Source organism: Knoellia sp. LjRoot47, from assembly GCF_964253435.1.
In the GTDB taxonomy this organism is placed as follows: Bacteria; Actinomycetota; Actinomycetes; order Actinomycetales; family Dermatophilaceae; genus Knoellia.
The window spans coordinates 1,664,988-1,682,128 of sequence record NZ_CAXUQS020000001.1 but is presented as its reverse complement, the minus strand read 5'-3'; the positions used below and the strand labels follow the sequence as shown (position 1 = coordinate 1,682,128).

Genomic DNA, 17,141 nt, shown 5'->3' with positions numbered 1-17,141 from the left:
CGCAGGACCGACCCGAGGTCATCCCCGCGGCGGGCACGCTGCCGTGGCGGGTGCGCAAGGGCGTGCTCGAGGTCGCCCTCGTGCACCGCCCTCGCTACGACGACTGGTCGTGGGCCAAGGGCAAGCTCGACCCGGGCGAGGACTGGGCGACCGCTGCCGTGCGCGAGACCTTCGAGGAGACCGGTCTCGAGGTCCGCCTCGGACCGCCCCTGCCGGAGGCCCGCTACCTCGTGCTCACCAAGACCGGCGCCCGCGGCGACAAGGTGGTGCGCTACTGGGCCTCCACCGTCACCGGTGGCCACGGCCGCCTCGAGAACGAGATCGACGCGGTCGAGTGGCTCGACGTCGCAGAGGCCAACGTCCGGCTCGACTACGCCCACGACCGCGACCAGCTCCGCGCGCTCGTCCGGGCCCACGGAGAGGGCACGCTGGCGACCTGGCCGCTCGTCGTCGTCCGGCACGCCAAGTCGATCCCCCGCTCGTCGTGGTCGACCGACGACCAGCAACGCCCCCTCGACGACAGGGGCACCCAACGGGCGGCCGACCTCGTCCAGGTGCTCGCGGCATACGGGATCACTCGCCTCCTCACCTCACCCTCCGTGCGGTGTCGCGACACGATCGCCCCGTATGCCGTGGAGTCCGGTCACGAGCCGCGCTCGCGTGAGGGGTTGTCCGAGGAAGGGCACGAGGCCGAGCCCGAGAGGGCAGGTGAGCTCGTCGAGAAGCTGCTCGAGCGCGGCGAACCCTCCGCCGTGTGCACGCACGGCCCGGTCATGCCCGCCGTGCTCGAGGTCCTGACCCGGCGGCTGCACCTCGACGGGGGCGACGCGGTCGCGATGCTCGAGCGGTTCGTCGAGGCGCGTGACGACAACCTCGTCAAGGGCGAGGCGCTCGTGTGCCACGTCGCGGGCGTCGGCGCCGACGCCCGCATCGTCGCGGTGGAGCGCCACCTCCCCTGAGCGCTCCGGTGGCGTCCCGGCCCTGACTCCCGCTTGAACAGCGCGACGACCAATGGCCGAATGCCGTTCACGCGTCGTTCACCCCGGACGGGCCGAGCGGTCATGAGCCGTCCCTACCTTCACTGGTGTCGGTACACCACGTCCGGCCCCGATCCTTGTCCTTGTGAGAGGTACACACAGTGAAGATTCAGCGTCTCGGTGCGATGGCTTCCCTCGCCCTTGTCGGTTCCATCGCCCTGGCCGGCTGCGGCTCCGACGACAACAGCGGCGACTCCGCTGCGGCTGACAGCACCGCCAGCGCCTCGTCGAGCAGCGACTGCTTCGACGGCACGCTCAACGCCGAGGGCTCCTCCGCCCAGAAGAACGCGTTCGAGGAGGTCTCCGCCGCGTTCAGCGAGAAGTGCACCGGCGCGACGATCAACTACAACCCGACCGGCTCCGGCGCCGGCATCAAGCAGTTCATCGGCGGCCAGGTCGACTTCGCCGGCTCGGACTCCTCGCTCAAGACCGAGGAGAAGGATGGCAAGATCGAGTCCAAGGACGCCGAGGCCGCCTGCGGCTCCCCCGCCTGGAACATCCCCATGGTCACCGGCCCCATCGCCGTCGCCTACAACGTCAAGGGCGTCGACAAGCTCACCCTGACCCCGGCCGTCGCCGGCGACATCTTCTCGGGTGTCATCACCACGTGGAACGACCCGAAGATCGCCGCCGTGAACTCCGGCGTCACCCTCCCGGCGACCGACATCAAGGTCTTCTTCCGCTCCGACGAGTCGGGCACGACCGAGAACTTCACCAAGTACCTCAAGGCCGCCTCCGCCGCCAACTGGGCCGGCGAGCCCTCCAAGAAGTGGACCGGCAAGGGCGAGGGCAAGGAGAAGTCCTCCGGTGTGACCGAGGGCGTCAAGAGCACCGACGGTGGCATCACCTACGTCGAGTGGAGCTACGCCAAGGAGGCCAGCCTCGGTGTCGCCCAGATCGACAACGGCGCCGGCGCCGTCGAGCTCAACAGCGAGTCGGTCGGCAAGGCCGTCGCCACCGCGAAGCAGACGGGCACCGGCAACGACCTGGCGCTCAAGCTCGACTACGCCACGAAGGAGGCCGGGGCCTACCCGATCAACCTGGTGACCTACGAGATCGTCTGCTCGAAGGGCAAGGACGCCGAGAAGCAGAAGAACATCAAGGCGTTCCTCAAGTTCTTCGCCTCCGAGGACGCGCAGAAGGTCATCGAGGAGGTCGGCTACGCGCCGCTGCCCGCCGAGGTCCAGACCAAGGTCGAGGCCGCCATCGAGGCGATCAGCTGACCGCGTCTTCCGGACGCGTCGACCATCTGGTCGACTGAGGGGGTGGGGCCGCTCCGGTCCCGCCCCCTCGACCCGGTTCCACAGCCCTGCCGCACCAGCACCGCGTACAGCACCCCTGCACAGCCCCTGAGAGGATCCGACCTCGTGTCATCGATCACCGGTCACAGCGCGATCGACGAGCTACCCAGCGGCGACGGTCGCCCACCGCTCGAGGCCGACCGGGCCAGCACCGGCCGGCTCGGCGACCGCATCTTCGGCGGTCTCGCCACGGGTTCGGGCATCTTCGTCATCGCTCTCGTCACCCTCGTCGGCGTCTTCCTCATCGCGCAGGCCGTGCCGTCGCTGATGAACAACAACGTCAACTTCCTCACCTCGCGCGAGTGGGAGCCCGCCGGGGCCGAGCCGAGGTTCGGCATCGTCGACCTGCTCTGGGCGACGGTCGCGACCTCGCTCATCGCCATGGTCATCGCCGTGCCGCTCGGAGTCGCGGTGGCGCTCTTCATCACCCAGTACGCCCCGACGTGGCTGAGCAAGCCCGCCGCCACCCTCGTCGACCTGCTCGCCGCGGTGCCCTCGATCGTCTACGGCTTCTGGGGCCTGCAGGTGGCCGGGCAGTACTTCGAGCCGGTCGCCAAGCTCGTCGACAGCGTCCTGGGCTGGCTGCCGTTCTTCGAGTACACCGGCACCCCGAGCGCGAAGAGCACCCTGGCCTTCGCCGGGGTCATCCTCGCCATCATGATCCTGCCGATCATCACGGCGATCTCGCGCGAGGTCTTCACCCAGGTGCCGACGGCCCACAAGGAGGCCGCACTCGCCCTGGGCGCGACGAAGTGGGAGATGATCCGCACCGCCGTCCTCCCCTTCGGCAAGCCGGGCATCATCTCGGCGGCGATGCTCGGCCTCGGGCGCGCGCTCGGCGAGACCCTCGCCGTGACGATCCTGCTCTCCGGCCTCAACTCCAGCGACGCGTTCCGGACGACGATCTTCAACGGCGGTGCGACGTTCGCCTCCAAGATCGCGCTCGCGGCCAACGAGTTCGACTCGGCGCAGAAGACCGGCGCCTACATCGCCGCCGGACTCGTGCTGTTCATCCTCACCTTCATCGTCAATGCGGCGGCCCGGGTCGTCATCGATCGCCGGAAGGCCTTCACCGAATGAGCACCGTGAGCACCGTCGACGAGACGGCACCCCCCGCTGGCATCACCCCGCCGGCCGACGACTTCGGCGGTCGCTCGGGCGGACGGGCCTTCAAGGACCAGCTCGCCCGGGTCCTCATGTGGACGGCCTTCGTCATCGCCCTCATCCCCCTCGTCTGGATCCTCGGCTCCACCCTGGTCAAGGGCGGCCACATGCTGCTCGAGGCCGACTGGTGGGGCAAGTCCCAGGCCGGCATCACCGCCCGCCGCGAGGGTGGCGGCGCCGTCCACGCGATCCAGGGCACGCTCATCCAGGCGTTCGTCACGGCCCTCATCTCGGTGCCGATCGGCGTCCTCACCGCGGTCTACCTCGTCGAGTACGGCCGCGGCCGCCTCGCGCGGGTCGTGTCGTTCATGGTCGACATCCTCACGGGCATCCCGTCGATCGTCGCCGGCCTCTTCATCTATGCCGTGTGGGTCACGACCTTCGGCTTCCAGCGCCTGCCCATCGCGGTCTGCTTCGCGCTGACGATGCTCATGATCCCGACGGTGGTCCGCTCCACCGAGGAGATGCTCAAGCTCGTCCCCAACGAGCTGCGCGAGGCGTCCTACGCGCTCGGCGTGCCGAAGTGGAAGACGATCATGAAGATCGTCATCCCGACGTCGTTCTCGGGCATCGTCACCGGCATCCTGCTCGGCCTCGCCCGGGTCATGGGCGAGACGGCCCCGCTGCTCATCCTCGCGCCCTACACCAAGGTCATCGCGACCGACCTCTTCGGCGGCCTCATGGGCACGCTGCCCACGATGATCAACCAGGACCGCGACCAGACCCTGCAGCCGGCGCTGGACCGCGTCTGGGGCGCCGCCCTCACCCTCATCCTCATCATCTTCCTGCTCAACATCCTCGGCCGCTTCATCGGCCGGTTCAGCAAGGTGAAGAGCTGACGCTCCGCCGAGCACACGGCATACCCACGACTTTTCCTCACCCGAACAGAGAGAAACGACAGCACCCATGGCCAAGCGCATTGACGTCAAGGACCTCGACATCTACTACGGCGACTTCAAGGCCGTCGAGGGTGTCACGCTGACCGTCGAGCCCCGCTCCGTCACCGCCTTCATCGGCCCGTCCGGCTGCGGCAAGTCGACCGTCCTGCGCACCCTCAACCGCATGCACGAGGTGATCCCCGGTGGCCGCGTCGACGGCAAGGTCACGCTCGACGACCAGGACCTCTACGCCTCCTCGATGGACCCGGTGGCCGTGCGTCGCACCGTCGGCATGGTGTTCCAGCGGCCGAACCCGTTCCCGACGATGTCGATCCGCGACAACGTCGCCGCCGGCCTCAAGCTCAACGGCATGAAGAACAAGAAGCAGCTCGACGAGGTCGTCGAGCGCTCGCTCAAGGGCGCCAACCTCTGGAACGAGGTCAAGGACCGGCTCGACAAGCCCGGCGCCGGCCTCTCCGGTGGCCAGCAGCAGCGACTCTGCATCGCCCGCGCCATCGCCGTCGACCCGCAGGTGCTCCTCATGGACGAGCCGTGCTCGGCGCTCGACCCGATCTCGACGCTGGCCATCGAGGACCTCATCAACGAGCTCAAGTCCCAGTACACGGTCGTCATCGTCACGCACAACATGCAGCAGGCGGCGCGCGTCTCGGACCAGACGGCGTTCTTCAACCTCAAGGCCACGGGTCAGCCCGGCCGTCTCGTCGAGGTCGACGACACGCAGCGCATCTTCAGCAACCCGACGCAGAAGGCCACCGAGGACTACATCTCCGGCCGGTTCGGCTGAGCCGGGGACGCGGGCCCGACGCTCGAGACGAGCAGCTCTTGGCGAGACGAGCAGGTAGGAGTGCTCGTCTGGCCACGAGGTGCTCGTCTCGACGTGTCAGAGCCCTCTGGGGGTCAGAGGCCTCGGGGGGTCAGAGGCCGATGACGAGCTTGAGCAGGAGGTACGACAGGGCGGCGACGATGCCGGCGCCGGGGAAGGTGAAGATCCACGCGCCGACGATGTTCTTGGCCACACCCCACCGGACGGCCTTGACCGACTTCGTCGAGCCGACGCCCATGATCGCCGAGGTGATGGCGTGGGTCGTCGAGATCGGCGCACCGGTGGCAGTGGCGACGTACAGCACGGCAGCGGCCGTCGTCTCCGCCGCGAAGCCCTGGGGCGGGTCGAGGTGGATGATCCGGCGGCCGAGCGTGCGCATGATCCGCCACCCACCGGCATACGTGCCGAGGGAGATGACCACGGCGCTCATGACGAGCACCCAGAGGGGGATGGTGTCGTTCCCGCTCGTGTGGAAGCCACCGACCGTGAGGGCGAGCACGACGACACCGGCGGTCTTGGCCGCGTCCTGCATGCCGTGCCCGAACGCCATGGCGGCGGCCGAGACGGTCTGGGCGTAGCGGAAGCCGCGGTTGACCTTGCCCGGGTGACCCCTGCGGAACAGCCACAGGATCGCCGTCATGACGAGGAAGCCGACGACGAGGCCGACGACGGGCGAGGCGACCATCGGGAGGATGACCTTCTCGAGGACCTTGGCCCAGTGCACCGTCGTGGACGCGGCGATCGCGGCGCCACCCAGGCCACCGATGAGGGCGTGCGACGACGACGACGGCAGGCCGAACCACCACGTGAGGAGATTCCAGGCGATGGCGCCGACGAGGGCGGCGGCACAGATCGTCAGGCCGACCTTGCCGGCGGGCGCGTCGATGATGCCGCTGCCGACGGTCTTGGCGACCTTGGTGCCGAGGAACGCGCCGACGAGGTTGGCGATGGCGGCCATGCCCAGCGCGATGCGCGGCGTGAGGGCACGGGTCGACACCGACGTCGCGATCGCGTTCGCGGCGTCGTGGAAGCCGTTGGTGTAGTTGAAGCCCATCGCCAGTGCGACGACGAGGGCCACCGGGATCCAGCTGTCCACGGTGGTCAGGACTCCTTGACGGCGATGCTCTCGATTTTGTGGGCCACGGTCTCGAAGGCATCCGCCGCGGCCTCGAGCTCGTCGATGAGCTCCTTGTGCTTCATCACCGTGATGGCGTCGGCGCCCTCGGCGTTGAAGAGCTCGGCCAGCATGCGGCGGTAGGCCTTGTCGGCGGAGTTCTCGAGGCGGTTGATCTCGATCCAGAAGGAGCTGAGGTCCTTCATCGAACGCAGCTTGGGCATCGCCTCGACGGTGACCTCGGCCATGCGCGACAGGATCTCGACCTGCTTGACGACGCCCTTGGGGAAGGTGTCGATGCGATAGAGCGCGACGAGGTCGGCGGCGGCGTCCATGTGGTCGACGCAGTCGTCGAGCGCGCTGGCCAGGCCGTGGATGTCCTCACGGTCGAACGGCGTGATGAACGAGGAGTTCACCTTGCGGATGAGCTCGTGCGTGGACTCGTCGGCCGACGTCTCCACCTCGTCCATGCGCTTGGCGATGGCCTCGCGCTCATCCTGGCTCTGGGCGCCGAGGATGGCGGTGAGCTCGGCAGCACCCTCGATGAGGTGTGCGGCGGACTGGGAGAACAGGTCGTAGAACCCGGTGTCCTGGGGGGTCAGGCGGAAGCCCACGTGAGTGCTCCGAAAGGCTCGAGGTCAACGGTCGCGGACAAGGCTACGGCCTCCCGGCCAGAACCACGTCATCGGCGGTTCACCCGCCGTTGGCCGGTCCGTACCCGTTGGTACGCGTGTGACGGACGGGGTTCCGCGCCAGCTCGGCCGGGGAGTGAAGTGGTGCCGGACCGGGAGCGCCTCACGGCGCGTGGCCGCTCGTAGCGGCTGAATTTGGGACCCGGGGCTGCCGCGGTCCGGCACCACCACCAGAGCCTAACGCGCCGGTGCCCGAAGTCTGTTCCCGAACGGGCCTCCCAGTATGCCGTCCCGCCCGGTCGGGGCGTGCCGTCCCACCGCGATGCTCGCGTATGCCGTCCGGCTCAGTCGAGCTCGTCGGCGCGCCACAGGCGGGCGCAGGCCACGAGGTCCTCGCCCGTGCGCTGCATCGCCACGGCGCTCGTCGTGAGGGCCCCGGCGCCGCCCGGGTCCGTGACGTCGCGGTCGTGCGCGAGGTCCGCCCGACCTGCGGCGATGACCGCCGCGAAGGCCGCGGCCCGTTCCAGCGCCACCGCGAGGTCCCCGGCGAAGACCCCGGTGAGGATCTCGTCCGCGAGCGCCTGCACCTCGTCGGGGCCGGGCGGCTCGGCGACCCCGGCGACGGCGTGCGCCACGTCGGTGAACCGGATGCCGGCCGCGTACTGACGGCTCGCCTCCACAGGCTGGCGCCGCACCCACTCGCGCAGGGCGTAGAGGCGCCACAGGGATCCGGGCAGGCTTCGCGCCGGCCGGCCCGCCCAGAGGTCGGCCACCGTCGAGAGGCCGAGGTCGTCGACGAGGGCGACGAGGCGGGAGGTGACCGTGGGGTCCGCGGCGGCGCGGCCGGTCCCCACGAGGACGGCTGCGGTCTGGTGGGCGATCTCGGTGACCTCCGCCGGCCCGGGCAGGGTGCCGCCGTGGGCCTCGAGGGCGTCCGGGCCGAAGTGGACCGGCCGCCGCGGCAGGTTGCGTCCGCTGTCTGTCACCCGTCCATCCTGCCCTCTACGTTGGGGTCATGACCGGCACCGATGACCCGCGGACCTACGAGACGCTGCGGTGGGAGGTCTCACCCGACGGCATCCTCACACTCACCCTCGACCGGCCGGATGCGCTCAACGCGTTCACGGTGACGATGGCCCGCGAGCTGGAGGACGCGTTTCGTCGGGTCAACGAGGACGACACGGTCGCTGCGGTCGTCGTGACCGGTGCCGGCCGAGCGTTCTGCGCCGGGATGGACCTCTCCCGCGAGGGCAACGTCTTCGGGCTCGACGAGTCGCTCGCCCCGACCCTCGACGACATGACGCAGCGGCTCGACTCTCCCGAGATCGAGGACGGTGTGCGCGACACGGGTGGTCGCGTGGCCCTGGCGATCTACGACTGCACCAAGCCGGTCATCGCGGCCATCAACGGCCCCGCCGTCGGCATCGGCGCGACGATGACGCTGCCGATGGACGTGAGGATCGCCTCGACGGCGGCGCGGATCGGGTTCGTCTTCGGGCGGCTCGGCATCGTCCCGGAGGCGTGCTCGTCGTGGTTCCTGCCGCGCCTCGTCGGCGTCTCGCGCGCCCTCGAGTGGACCTATGCCGCCGACATCCTCAGCGCGGAGGAGGCCCTCGACGGCGGCCTGCTCCGCTCGGTGGTGGAGCCGGAAGCGTTGCTGGACACGGCATACGGGCTCGCACGTCGCTTCGTCTCGGGACGCTCACCGGTCGCCACGGCGCTCACCCGGCAGATGATGTGGCGCAACGCGGCGCAGCCGCACCCGCTCGAGGCGCACCGCGTCGACTCGCTCGCGATGTGGTGGACGAGCGTGCACGACGGGCGCGAGGGCGTCGCCGCGTTCCGCGAGAAGCGTGCGCCCGAGTTCACGTCGGCGGCCTCGCGCGACCTGCCCGAGTGGGTCCCATGGAGCTGAACCGGTTCGTCGAGGCCCAGGACGCGGGCGGCACGTACGCCACAGCGCTCGCCGAGCTGCGGCGCGGCCGCAAGACGAGCCACTGGATGTGGTTCGTCCTGCCGCAGGTCGCCGGCCTCGGACGGAGCGAGATGGCCCACAGGTATGCCGTGTCGGGCCTGGACGAGGCACGCGCCTACCTCGCGGATCCCGTTCTCGGACAGCGGTTGCGCGAGTGTGCCGAGGTGCTTCTCGAGCTCACCGGCTCGGACCCGGTCGCCGTTTTCGGCAGCATCGACGCGGTGAAGCTCCGGTCGTCGATGACGCTGTTCTCGCGCGCCGCGGAGGTCGAGCTCGACCGTGCGCTGTTCGACGGTGTGCTCGACAAGTACTTCGACGGCGAGCCCGACCCGGCCACCCTCGCGCTGCTGTGACAGGCATTCCGCACACGTCGGGGCAGGTCCCTCGCGGGGCGCGTCCCGACGCCGTCAAGGACAACTGGCCCCACCTCATCAAGAACGTCAGTCGGCTGCGGTGCACCTACCAGATCCGCGTCCTCACGGCCTTGGCCGAGGACGCCGGTCAGCGGCTCGTGGTCGTGGTGCCGAAGGGCACGCGACTCTCGCGCGACCTGACCCAGTTCATCCGCGACCACAAGGCGTCCATCAGGGTCGATCGGCGGACCGGATGAGCCTCTACCTCGCGGTGTTCGCGTCGGACGACGTCGACGTCGAGCTCGACGGGATCAATGTCGGGTCCTACGGCGACTTCATGACCCTGCGGGAGGCCGTGTGCCGGACTCTCGAGGACGGTGAGTGGGGATCACGCTTCCCCACGCTCATGACCGTCCCCGACAACGGACCCGTCTGGGACACCGAGACGCTTCCCCTGCTCGGGCAGGAGGTGGACGTGATCCGGCACGGTCTGGCCCAGGCAGAGGCCGTCGCCTTCGAGCTTGGCTCCTGGCAGGCCGACGTCGCCCGTCGTCAGGGCGTCGCACCGGCGACCCTGGCCGACTGCTTCATCGACGTGGACGGTGAGCCCCTGCTCGAGCGGCTCGCCGACCTCGTGGCGACGGCGGAGTCGCACCAGCGGCCGATCGAGTTCCAGTAGCAGGACTGACCCGCGTCAACTGCCCCGGGGCGCTCGGTCGGCGCCCGGTATCGTCTGCGCACGTGCGGACCCGACGGTTCGCGCGGGCCTCTAGCTCAATTGGCAGAGCTGCGGACTTTTAATCCGTAGGTTGTGGGTTCGAGTCCCACGGGGCCTACCGACTGCTCATGAGTGGACCTACCAAGCGGCTGCGGGGCGGTAGGCGCCAGCACTCCACTCGTGCCACTCGGCGTCGAGCACGCGGCACCGACGAGTCCCCCACTCGGTGTGCTCGGGCCGCGAAGACCTCACCGCTCCTGCGGCGGGCCCGGCCTGACACGGGGCCGAGGCGCACCCGCTCCTGAGCGTGCAGCGCGACCTAGCATCGGGTCCATGAAGTCCGTCGACGACGCCCACACCCGCCCCGAGGGGACCACCGACGCCACCGTCGAGGCGGTCGGCAAGCTGTCGGAGGCGTTCGAGGTCATCGAGGAGGCCCGAGGTTCGCTCTACGCCTTCCACCGCAACCTCGGTCGCGCCGACCTCACCCTCGGCGAGGCCGTCGACAAGCTGCGCGAGGCCGGCCACGGCGACATCGCCGACGAGATCGAGACCGACCTCGTGGGGCGCAACGTGCTCGCCGGACGGTGGACGTTCCAGATCGTCGAGGAGTTCGACGACGGCTACTACGCGGCCTTCCGCGAGCACGACCGCCGCGTGCGCGACGCCCTCATGGACGGACGGCGTCACGTCTTCGAGGCCGAGATGAAGCAGGAGCGTCGCACCCACGACCGCCCGGGCCACGAGGCCACCCCCGGCGAAGTGTGAGCCCGGCTTTCAGAGTGGCAGCGGAACTCCGTTGTCGCGCAACGTGTGCGCCACGGCGAGAACCACCATCGAGACGAGGATCGAACCGAGGAAGCCGCGCAGTCCACTGATCCGCCGGTCGAGGGGCCGGTCCGGGCGGCGACGGAGCCCGATGAGCTCGAGGACGGCATACGCGACGACGCCGGAGGCGGCCGGGAGGGTGAGCACCACCCAGAACCAGAACCACCGCGTCCCCACCCGCGGCGAGGGGCCAGCGACGAGGAACACGAAGAGCGCCAAACCACCGAACGTCACGGCGCCGCTGACCCAGCCCCCGTCGGAGAACTCGTAGGGCTTCATCGGGACTTGGGCGGCGCGCAGCTGACCGACGAGGGCCGTGGACACCTCGGTCGCCGCCTCCTGGTCGCCGTCAGCCGCGTTCGAGACGCCCGACTCCGAGGCGACGCGCCACCCGGGCTCGCCCCACGTGCGCCAGACGAGGATGCCGCCGAGCGGGTCGCCCGCCGGCGGCAGGTAGACACCCTCGGAGCCCTCGTCGAGGTCGCCACGGACCGTGGACGCCGGTGCCTGCCTCACGTCGAGCGGTCCGGACTCGAACCGCTCGGCCGCATACCACTGCTGGACCGAGCCGTCCGCGATGTCGGACTGCAGCTGCTGGAACGTCGACGCGCGCAGCCCGGTCGACCACGACATGACGAGCAGGACTGCCACGACGGCGACCACCGCTCCACCGAGGGCGACCACCAGCCGCTCCCGCCACGCGCCGAACCGTCGTTCCTGCAGCGTCGCGGCCCCCGCCGCGACCTCCCCCACCCCGGTGCTCATGGAGGAAGAGTGGCACGACAAACCCCCGCTGACCAGACGTCAACGGGGGCCTGCGAGTCGGTGGCGCCGGGCGCCTCGCAGATCAGTCGAAGAGCTCGCCGAGGAAGGACTTCTTGCGGCGGTACCCGGGCTGGCCGTAGTAGCCCTTGCCGGGCGAGGACGAGTAGCGCGGAGCCTGGCCGTAGTGCTGTGCCGCGGGCTGCCGGTACGGGTCGTTGCCGTATGCCGGCTGCTGAGGTGCCGCTGCCTGCTGCGGCGGAGCCTGCTGGGCCGGCGGCTGGTAGTAGGCGGTCTCGGCGTTGACGAGCGCCTCGAGCTCGCCGCGGTCGAGGAAGAGCCCGCCGCAGCCGGTGCACTGGTCGACGTGCACCTGGTTGCGTTCGTAGCTGCGCATCTCGGAGCCGCACTTGGGGCAGGTGAGGGTGCTCATGCCCCACCCAACGACCGACCCGGCGAAATCGTCCCGAACCGCTCCGACGAGTTCGTCAGCGGGCGGCGTCGAGCACGACGGGGAGCAGGAAGAGCATGCCGAGCGACCACGTGAGGTGCGTGACGATCGGCCCGAGGATCCCGCCCGTGACGCGCCGCTGGAGGCCGACCACCGCGCCGACGAGCGCCGCCGCGAGGACGAGCAGGGGGATGCCCGAGCCCGCACACACCAAGGCGTAGACGACCGTCGTGACGAGGACTGCGTGCTTGCGGCCGACGGCCGCGAAGAGCGAACCGCGGTAGAAGAGCTCCTCGGCGACGCCGTTGATCGCGGTGATGACGGCCACCACCGCGAGCGAGCCGAAGCGGGCGTGGTCGAGCAGCCGGTCGACCGGCTCGCGCAGGACCGGGATCCGCGCGACGACGACGGCGCCGACGAGGAAGAGGCCGAGCAGCATCGCTCCGAGGACGAGCGACTGGACCACCGAGCGGCTCGGCCGGTCACCGGCGCGGGTGTGGGCCCAGCCGAGGTGCAGCGGGCCGGACATCAGTGCCCCGAAGGCCCACACGGCCGCGAGGGCGAGGGTCGCCGGGTAGAAGAGGTTGTTGCCCGGCTCGATGCGCAGCGCCCACGCGTTGACGGCGAGACCGACGACGAGGGTGACGGCGGCGACGATGCGCCGGCGGCGGAAGGCCGCGTCGCTCTCGGTGTGGTCGCGTGGCACCGGCTCCACGAGGGCAGCGTTTAGGAATCTCCGCAGTTCAACCACCGGATTCGCCATGACGGGTGAGACGATGCCACAGATGACTTCCTCCCAGCAGCCCCATGTCCTCGTGACGGGCGCGACCGGCTACATCGGGTCCCGTCTCGTACCCGTGCTCCTCGAGGCCGGGCTGCGGGTGCGCGTGCTCACGCGGTCGGCGGACCGGCTCCGCGCCCGCAAGTGGGCCGACGACGTCGAGGTGGTCGAGGGCGACGCCACGTCGCGCCAGGACCTCGAGACGGCGCTCGAGGGCATCGACGTCGCCTACTACCTCCTGCACTCGATGGACGGCAAGGACGACTTCGAGGAGCGCGACCGCGAGCTGGCACGGACCTTCGGACTCGCCGCTCAGGGCGCCGGCGTCGGCCGCATCGTCTACCTGTCCGGGCTGCACCCGAGCTCGGGCCACCTGTCGGCGCACCTCGCGTCACGCGTCGAGGTGGGTGACCTCCTCATGGCCTCGGGCGTGCCGACCGTCGTCCTCCAGGCCGCGATCATCCTCGGTTCCGGGTCGGCGTCGTTCGAGATGCTGCGCCACCTCACCAAGAAGCTCCCGGTCATGGTGACCCCGAAGTGGGTCAACAACCGGATCCAGCCGATCGCCATCGCGGACGTCCTGCACTACCTCGTCGGGGCCGCGACCCTCGAGGGCGAGGTCAACCGGACCTTCGACATCGGCGGCCCCGAGGTCCTCACCTACCGCGAGATGATCCAGCGCTACGCGACCGTGGCGGGGCTCCGGTCGCGCACCATCCGCACGGTCCCGGTACTCACCCCGGGGCTCGCGAGCCACTGGGTCGGCTTCGTCACCCCGGTGCCGTCGGGCATCGCCAAACCGTTGGTGGGCAGCCTCATCCACGAGGTCGTCTGCCAAGAGCACGACATCGACGACGCCGTCGGCGATCCCGAGGGCGGCAAGACCGGCTTCGACGACGCCGTCCGCGCGGCTCTCGGCGGCACCGCCAAGGACCGCCCCGAGCCGGGCACGGTCGACCCGGCCCGGCTCACCGCGGCCGACCCCGACTGGGCCGGCTGAGCCAGGCTCAGTCGCGGCGCATCGTCACCTGGGCGACGTCGAGGTAGCCCGACGCGAACCCGGCCTCGCAGTAGGCGAGGTAGAACTCCCACATGCGCTTGAACGTCTCGTCGAAGCTGCCACCCTCGATCTGCGGCCACGCCTCGAGGAAGCGCATCCGCCAGCGGCGCAACGTCTCGGCGTAGTCGCCGCCGAACGCCAGCACGCCACGCACTCGCAGATCCGTATGCCGTCCGGTCACCTCCGAGATCGCGTCGAGCGAGGGGATGAGGCCACCTGGAAAGATGTACTTCTGGATCCACCCGTAGCTGTTGCGGGTGGCGAGGTAGCGGTCGTGACCCATGAGGATCGCCTGGACGACGGCCGTCCCGCCCGGAGCGAGCAGCGCGTCGATCGCCGAGAAGTAGGTCGGCCAGTACTCCTCACCGACGGCCTCGATCATCTCGACCGAGACCACGGCGTCGAACTCGCCCGTCACCTCGCGGTAGTCCTGGAGGCGCACCTCGACCCGGTGGGAGAGCCCGGCCGCGGCGATCCGCTCGCGGGCCAGCGCCTGCTGCTCGCGCGACAGGGTGATGGACAGGACGTCGGCGCCCCGGGCCGCTGCGCGCAACGCCAGCTCGCCCCAGCCCGTGCCGATCTCGAGGACCCGCGACCCGGAGGTCACGCCGGCCGAGTCGAGGATGGCGTCGATCTTGCGGTGCTGCGCCTCGACGAGGTCCTGGTCGGCGAGCGGCCGCGAGTGGTCGAACAGGGCCGACGAGTAGGACATCGTCGGGTCGAGGAACGCCGCGAAGAGGTCGTTGGACAGGTCGTAGTGAGCCTCGATGTTGGCGCGGCTGCCGACGAGGGTGTTGCGGGTGCCGGCGGGCAGCGCACGGTCCACGATCCGGCGCAGGGACAGCACCGGCTTGGGCAGCAGCCGACCCATCCGCGCCGCGAACGGCAGCAGGGCCTGCGCGAGGTCGGTGCCGTGGGCGGCGTGCCAGTCGCCGGCCATGTAGGCCTCACCGAGCCCGATCTTGGGGTGCTGCTCGACCCGGCGGTAGAGCGACGCGGGTCGGACCACCTCGAGCGTCGGGGCACCGTCGCCACCGCCACCCACGTGCGAGCCGTCGGGGTAGCGCAGTCGGACGGGGACGCCGGCGACGATCTTGTGGACGAGGGTGCGCGCGACGGCGCCGCGGGTGAACAGGGTTCGCGGAGTGGGGATCTCGAGCGAGGGCAGGGTCTCGGAGGTCATCGGACGCTCTCCTGGGTGTTGGCAGGGCGGGGCTGGACGGGGAGGCGGCGGGCCCAGAGGCGGATGCCGTGCATCCGGATCAGGGCGCTCACCCGCTGGGGCATGAGGGGGTGGCGGGCGACGGTGCGCACGACCGACGACGACGTGGCCGGGACGAGCGCGCCGTCGACGACGGCGGTGAGGACGAGCTCGCCCTCGCGGTGCAGGCGGATGCCGACCGACACCCGCTCGGCGTCGAGGTGGAAGCGGATCGAGTACTCGCCGGACGTGTCGTTGAACGGAGAGACGTAGAAGTCCTTGTCCACGGAGGCCGCACCACGGGGATCGGGGCGGACGGCATACGCGTGCCGTCCTCCGTAGGTGTTGTGCACCTCGACGACGACCCCGCGCAGCGCGCCGTCGGCGGTGAGGCACCAGTACGCGGTCATCGGGTCGAAGACGTGCCCGAGGACGCGGGCGTGCGTCAGCGCGACGACCCGCGTCACGCCGTCAGCAGGTATGCCCTCGCGCTCGAGGCAGCGCAGGACGTTCGCCTTGAGCTCGGGCAGGCTCGCGGAGCCGGCGAGGTGGTCCTCGGGACGGAAGGACGCGAGCGGACGCAGCCACACCGGCAGCCGCGGCGGTGCGTCGAGGTCGACGAGCCACTGGTAGTGCCGGTGGGTGAACGCGTGGCGCATCGGCGTGTGCCGGACGTGGTGGACCTGTCCGACGACGAGCGCCGGGAGGACGGGGAGCGTGATCGCCTGGTCGACGACGCGGGGACGGACCTCGGTCATGACCACCGCACTCCGAGTGCGTGCGCCGCCTCGACACCGGAGCGGCAGCCGTCCTCGTGGAACCCCCAGCCCCAGTGCGCCCCGGCGAAGGCCGTGCGGGCCGTGGTGATCTCGTCGCGGCGGCGCTGGGCGCGGACGGCGGCGAGGTCGTGGATGGGATGGGCATAGTCCATGACCGCGACGACGGTGGCCGGGTCGATGAGCGCCGTCGCGTTGAGCGTGACGTAGAGCGGGTCGGCAGCCGGCAACCCCATGAGCCGGGTCATGTCGTAGGTGACGACCGGCCCCGTCGTCCCGACGTCGTGACCGGGGCGGGCGACGCGGTAGTTCCACGAGGCGCGGGCCCAGCGCGCCGACGGCAGCAGCGAGTCGTCGCGGTGCAGGACGGTCTCGTTGCGCGAGTAGCGGAAGGCGCCGAGGATCTCCTTCTCGGCCGGGGTGGCGTCGACGAGCAGGGCGAGGGCGTCGTCGGCGTGGGTGGCGACGACGACGTGGTCGAAGCGCTCGGCGCCGGAGCGGGTCGTCACGGTGACTCCGTCGTCGTCGCGCTCGATCGACAGGACGCCGTGCCCGCGGCGGACGTCGCCGAGGCGCGCGGCGAGGGCCTCGACGTAGGTCGCGGACCCGCCGACCACCGTGCGCCACTGCGGCGAGCCGGTGACGCTGAGCATCCCGTGGTGCTCGAGGAACTGGAACAGGTAGCGCGCGGGGTAGTCCATCGCGTCGCCGCGGCCGCTGGACCACACGCACGAGACGAGCGGGACGGCATACAGCTCGACGAAGCTGTCCGGGAAGGTGCGCGCCGCGATGAACTCGCCGTAGGTCGTCTGGTCCTCGTCGTCGGTCGCGGCGAGGAAGTCCGCCGCCTCGTGGTGGAAGCGGCGGACGGACCGGAGCATCGTGAGGAAGTCGCGCGAGAGGAGCTGACGCGGGCGGGCGAGGAACCCGGTGATCCCGCGGCCACCGGCGTACTGCAGACCGGACGCGGGGTCGAGGATCGACATCGACATCTCGGTGTCGCGGACCTCGATCCCCAGGTCGGCGAAGAGCCGCTGCAGGTGCGGGTAGGTCCGGTCGTTGTGGACGATGAAGCCCGAGTCGACGCGGACCTCGCCGTCGCCGGACGTGATCGTGTGGGTGTGGGCGTGCCCGCCGAGCCGGTCGTCGGACTCGAAGAGGGTGACGCGGTGCTGCTGCGAGAGCACGTGGGCAGCCGTCAGCCCGGACACTCCGGAGCCGACGACGGCAGTGCGTGGTGCAGCGTCAGTCGAGGTCATGCCGTCC

The 17,141-nt window shown here is 70.5% G+C and carries 20 protein-coding genes and 1 tRNA gene; 12 read left to right on the top strand and 9 right to left on the bottom strand.

Features of this window, described 5'->3' with window-relative positions:
* Window positions 1–50 precede the first annotated feature (50 nt).
* The 5 genes from ACSQ11_RS08235 to pstB all read left to right on the top strand — a co-directional run bounded on the left by ACSQ11_RS08235 (window position 51) and on the right by pstB (window position 5,185).
* Complete coding sequence (locus ACSQ11_RS08235; protein WP_436004653.1) at window positions 51–959, top strand: NUDIX hydrolase; 909 nt, start codon at window positions 51–53, stop codon at window positions 957–959.
* Between the two features lie 179 nt (window positions 960–1,138).
* Window positions 1,139–2,260, top strand: a complete 1,122-nt coding sequence (pstS, locus tag ACSQ11_RS08230) for a phosphate ABC transporter substrate-binding protein PstS (RefSeq protein ID WP_436004652.1) — start codon at window positions 1,139–1,141, stop codon at window positions 2,258–2,260.
* A gap of 144 nt (window positions 2,261–2,404) precedes the next feature.
* A complete protein-coding gene (pstC, locus tag ACSQ11_RS08225; protein ID WP_436004651.1) occupies window positions 2,405–3,418 on the top strand; it encodes a phosphate ABC transporter permease subunit PstC in 1,014 nt (337 codons plus the stop codon).
* A complete protein-coding gene (pstA, locus tag ACSQ11_RS08220) occupies window positions 3,415–4,341 on the top strand; it encodes a phosphate ABC transporter permease PstA (RefSeq protein ID WP_436004650.1) in 927 nt (308 codons plus the stop codon). The genes pstC and pstA overlap by 4 nt, the downstream gene beginning before the upstream one ends.
* A gap of 67 nt (window positions 4,342–4,408) precedes the next feature.
* Window positions 4,409–5,185, top strand: coding sequence for a phosphate ABC transporter ATP-binding protein PstB (gene pstB, locus ACSQ11_RS08215; protein ID WP_436004649.1), 777 nt, complete (start codon window positions 4,409–4,411; stop codon window positions 5,183–5,185).
* A gap of 130 nt (window positions 5,186–5,315) precedes the next feature.
* Here the strand turns inward: pstB and ACSQ11_RS08210 are convergent, their stop codons facing one another.
* From ACSQ11_RS08210 to ACSQ11_RS08200, 3 genes are all read right to left on the bottom strand, one after another.
* Entirely contained in the window at window positions 5,316–6,320 is a 1,005-nt protein-coding gene (locus ACSQ11_RS08210) for an anion permease (protein ID WP_436004648.1), read from the bottom strand.
* 5 nt (window positions 6,321–6,325) lie between these two features.
* Window positions 6,326–6,952: a DUF47 domain-containing protein gene (locus ACSQ11_RS08205; protein WP_436004647.1), complete on the bottom strand. Its 627-nt coding sequence runs from the start codon at window positions 6,950–6,952 to the stop codon at window positions 6,326–6,328.
* Window positions 6,953–7,314: 362 nt separating this feature from the next.
* Window positions 7,315–7,956 (bottom strand): hypothetical protein, encoded by a 642-nt coding sequence (locus ACSQ11_RS08200; RefSeq protein WP_436004646.1) that lies wholly within the window; start codon window positions 7,954–7,956, stop codon window positions 7,315–7,317.
* A 29-nt stretch (window positions 7,957–7,985) separates the two neighbouring features.
* Between ACSQ11_RS08200 and ACSQ11_RS08195 the strand changes: the two genes are divergently transcribed.
* The 6 genes from ACSQ11_RS08195 to ACSQ11_RS08170 all read left to right on the top strand — a co-directional run bounded on the left by ACSQ11_RS08195 (window position 7,986) and on the right by ACSQ11_RS08170 (window position 10,784).
* A complete protein-coding gene (locus ACSQ11_RS08195; protein ID WP_436004645.1) occupies window positions 7,986–8,885 on the top strand; it encodes a crotonase/enoyl-CoA hydratase family protein in 900 nt (299 codons plus the stop codon).
* Window positions 8,876–9,298: a DUF1810 domain-containing protein gene (locus tag ACSQ11_RS08190; protein ID WP_436004644.1), complete on the top strand. Its 423-nt coding sequence runs from the start codon at window positions 8,876–8,878 to the stop codon at window positions 9,296–9,298. The genes ACSQ11_RS08195 and ACSQ11_RS08190 overlap by 10 nt, the downstream gene beginning before the upstream one ends.
* A complete protein-coding gene (locus ACSQ11_RS08185) occupies window positions 9,295–9,555 on the top strand; it encodes a hypothetical protein (RefSeq protein WP_436004643.1) in 261 nt (86 codons plus the stop codon). Before ACSQ11_RS08190 ends, ACSQ11_RS08185 begins: the two co-directional genes overlap by 4 nt.
* Window positions 9,552–9,977, top strand: coding sequence for an Imm70 family immunity protein (locus ACSQ11_RS08180; protein ID WP_436004642.1), 426 nt, complete (start codon window positions 9,552–9,554; stop codon window positions 9,975–9,977). Before ACSQ11_RS08185 ends, ACSQ11_RS08180 begins: the two co-directional genes overlap by 4 nt.
* An 84-nt stretch (window positions 9,978–10,061) precedes the next feature.
* A tRNA-Lys gene (locus tag ACSQ11_RS08175) sits at window positions 10,062–10,134 on the top strand.
* 215 nt (window positions 10,135–10,349) lie between these two features.
* Entirely contained in the window at window positions 10,350–10,784 is a 435-nt protein-coding gene (locus tag ACSQ11_RS08170) for a hypothetical protein (protein WP_436004641.1), read from the top strand.
* A gap of 9 nt (window positions 10,785–10,793) precedes the next feature.
* Here ACSQ11_RS08170 and ACSQ11_RS08165 read toward each other — a convergent pair whose 3' ends face one another.
* The 3 genes from ACSQ11_RS08165 to ACSQ11_RS08155 all read right to left on the bottom strand — a co-directional run bounded on the left by ACSQ11_RS08165 (window position 10,794) and on the right by ACSQ11_RS08155 (window position 12,820).
* Complete coding sequence (locus ACSQ11_RS08165) at window positions 10,794–11,609, bottom strand: hypothetical protein (protein WP_436004640.1); 816 nt, start codon at window positions 11,607–11,609, stop codon at window positions 10,794–10,796.
* Window positions 11,610–11,691: 82 nt separating this feature from the next.
* Complete coding sequence (locus tag ACSQ11_RS08160; RefSeq protein WP_436004639.1) at window positions 11,692–12,039, bottom strand: zf-TFIIB domain-containing protein; 348 nt, start codon at window positions 12,037–12,039, stop codon at window positions 11,692–11,694.
* A 55-nt stretch (window positions 12,040–12,094) separates the two neighbouring features.
* Window positions 12,095–12,820, bottom strand: a complete 726-nt coding sequence (locus ACSQ11_RS08155; RefSeq protein WP_436004638.1) for a CPBP family intramembrane glutamic endopeptidase — start codon at window positions 12,818–12,820, stop codon at window positions 12,095–12,097.
* Window positions 12,821–12,842: 22 nt separating this feature from the next.
* On the opposite strand from ACSQ11_RS08155, the gene ACSQ11_RS08150 reads away from it, so the two are divergent.
* Entirely contained in the window at window positions 12,843–13,838 is a 996-nt protein-coding gene (locus ACSQ11_RS08150) for an NAD(P)H-binding protein (protein WP_436004637.1), read from the top strand.
* Window positions 13,839–13,845: 7 nt separating this feature from the next.
* On the opposite strand, the gene ACSQ11_RS08145 is transcribed toward ACSQ11_RS08150, so the two are convergent.
* Genes ACSQ11_RS08145 through ACSQ11_RS08135 form a run of 3 tightly spaced genes read right to left on the bottom strand, consistent with a single transcriptional unit; the run spans window position 13,846 to window position 17,134 of the window.
* On the bottom strand, window positions 13,846–15,081 hold the full coding sequence (locus ACSQ11_RS08145) for a class I SAM-dependent methyltransferase (protein WP_436004636.1): 1,236 nt from the start codon (window positions 15,079–15,081) through the stop codon (window positions 13,846–13,848).
* Window positions 15,078–15,857, bottom strand: coding sequence for a DUF1365 domain-containing protein (locus ACSQ11_RS08140; protein WP_436004635.1), 780 nt, complete (start codon window positions 15,855–15,857; stop codon window positions 15,078–15,080). The genes ACSQ11_RS08145 and ACSQ11_RS08140 overlap by 4 nt, the downstream gene beginning before the upstream one ends.
* Window positions 15,854–17,134, bottom strand: a complete 1,281-nt coding sequence (locus ACSQ11_RS08135; protein WP_436004634.1) for an NAD(P)/FAD-dependent oxidoreductase — start codon at window positions 17,132–17,134, stop codon at window positions 15,854–15,856. The genes ACSQ11_RS08140 and ACSQ11_RS08135 overlap by 4 nt, the downstream gene beginning before the upstream one ends.
* Window positions 17,135–17,141 lie beyond the last annotated feature (7 nt).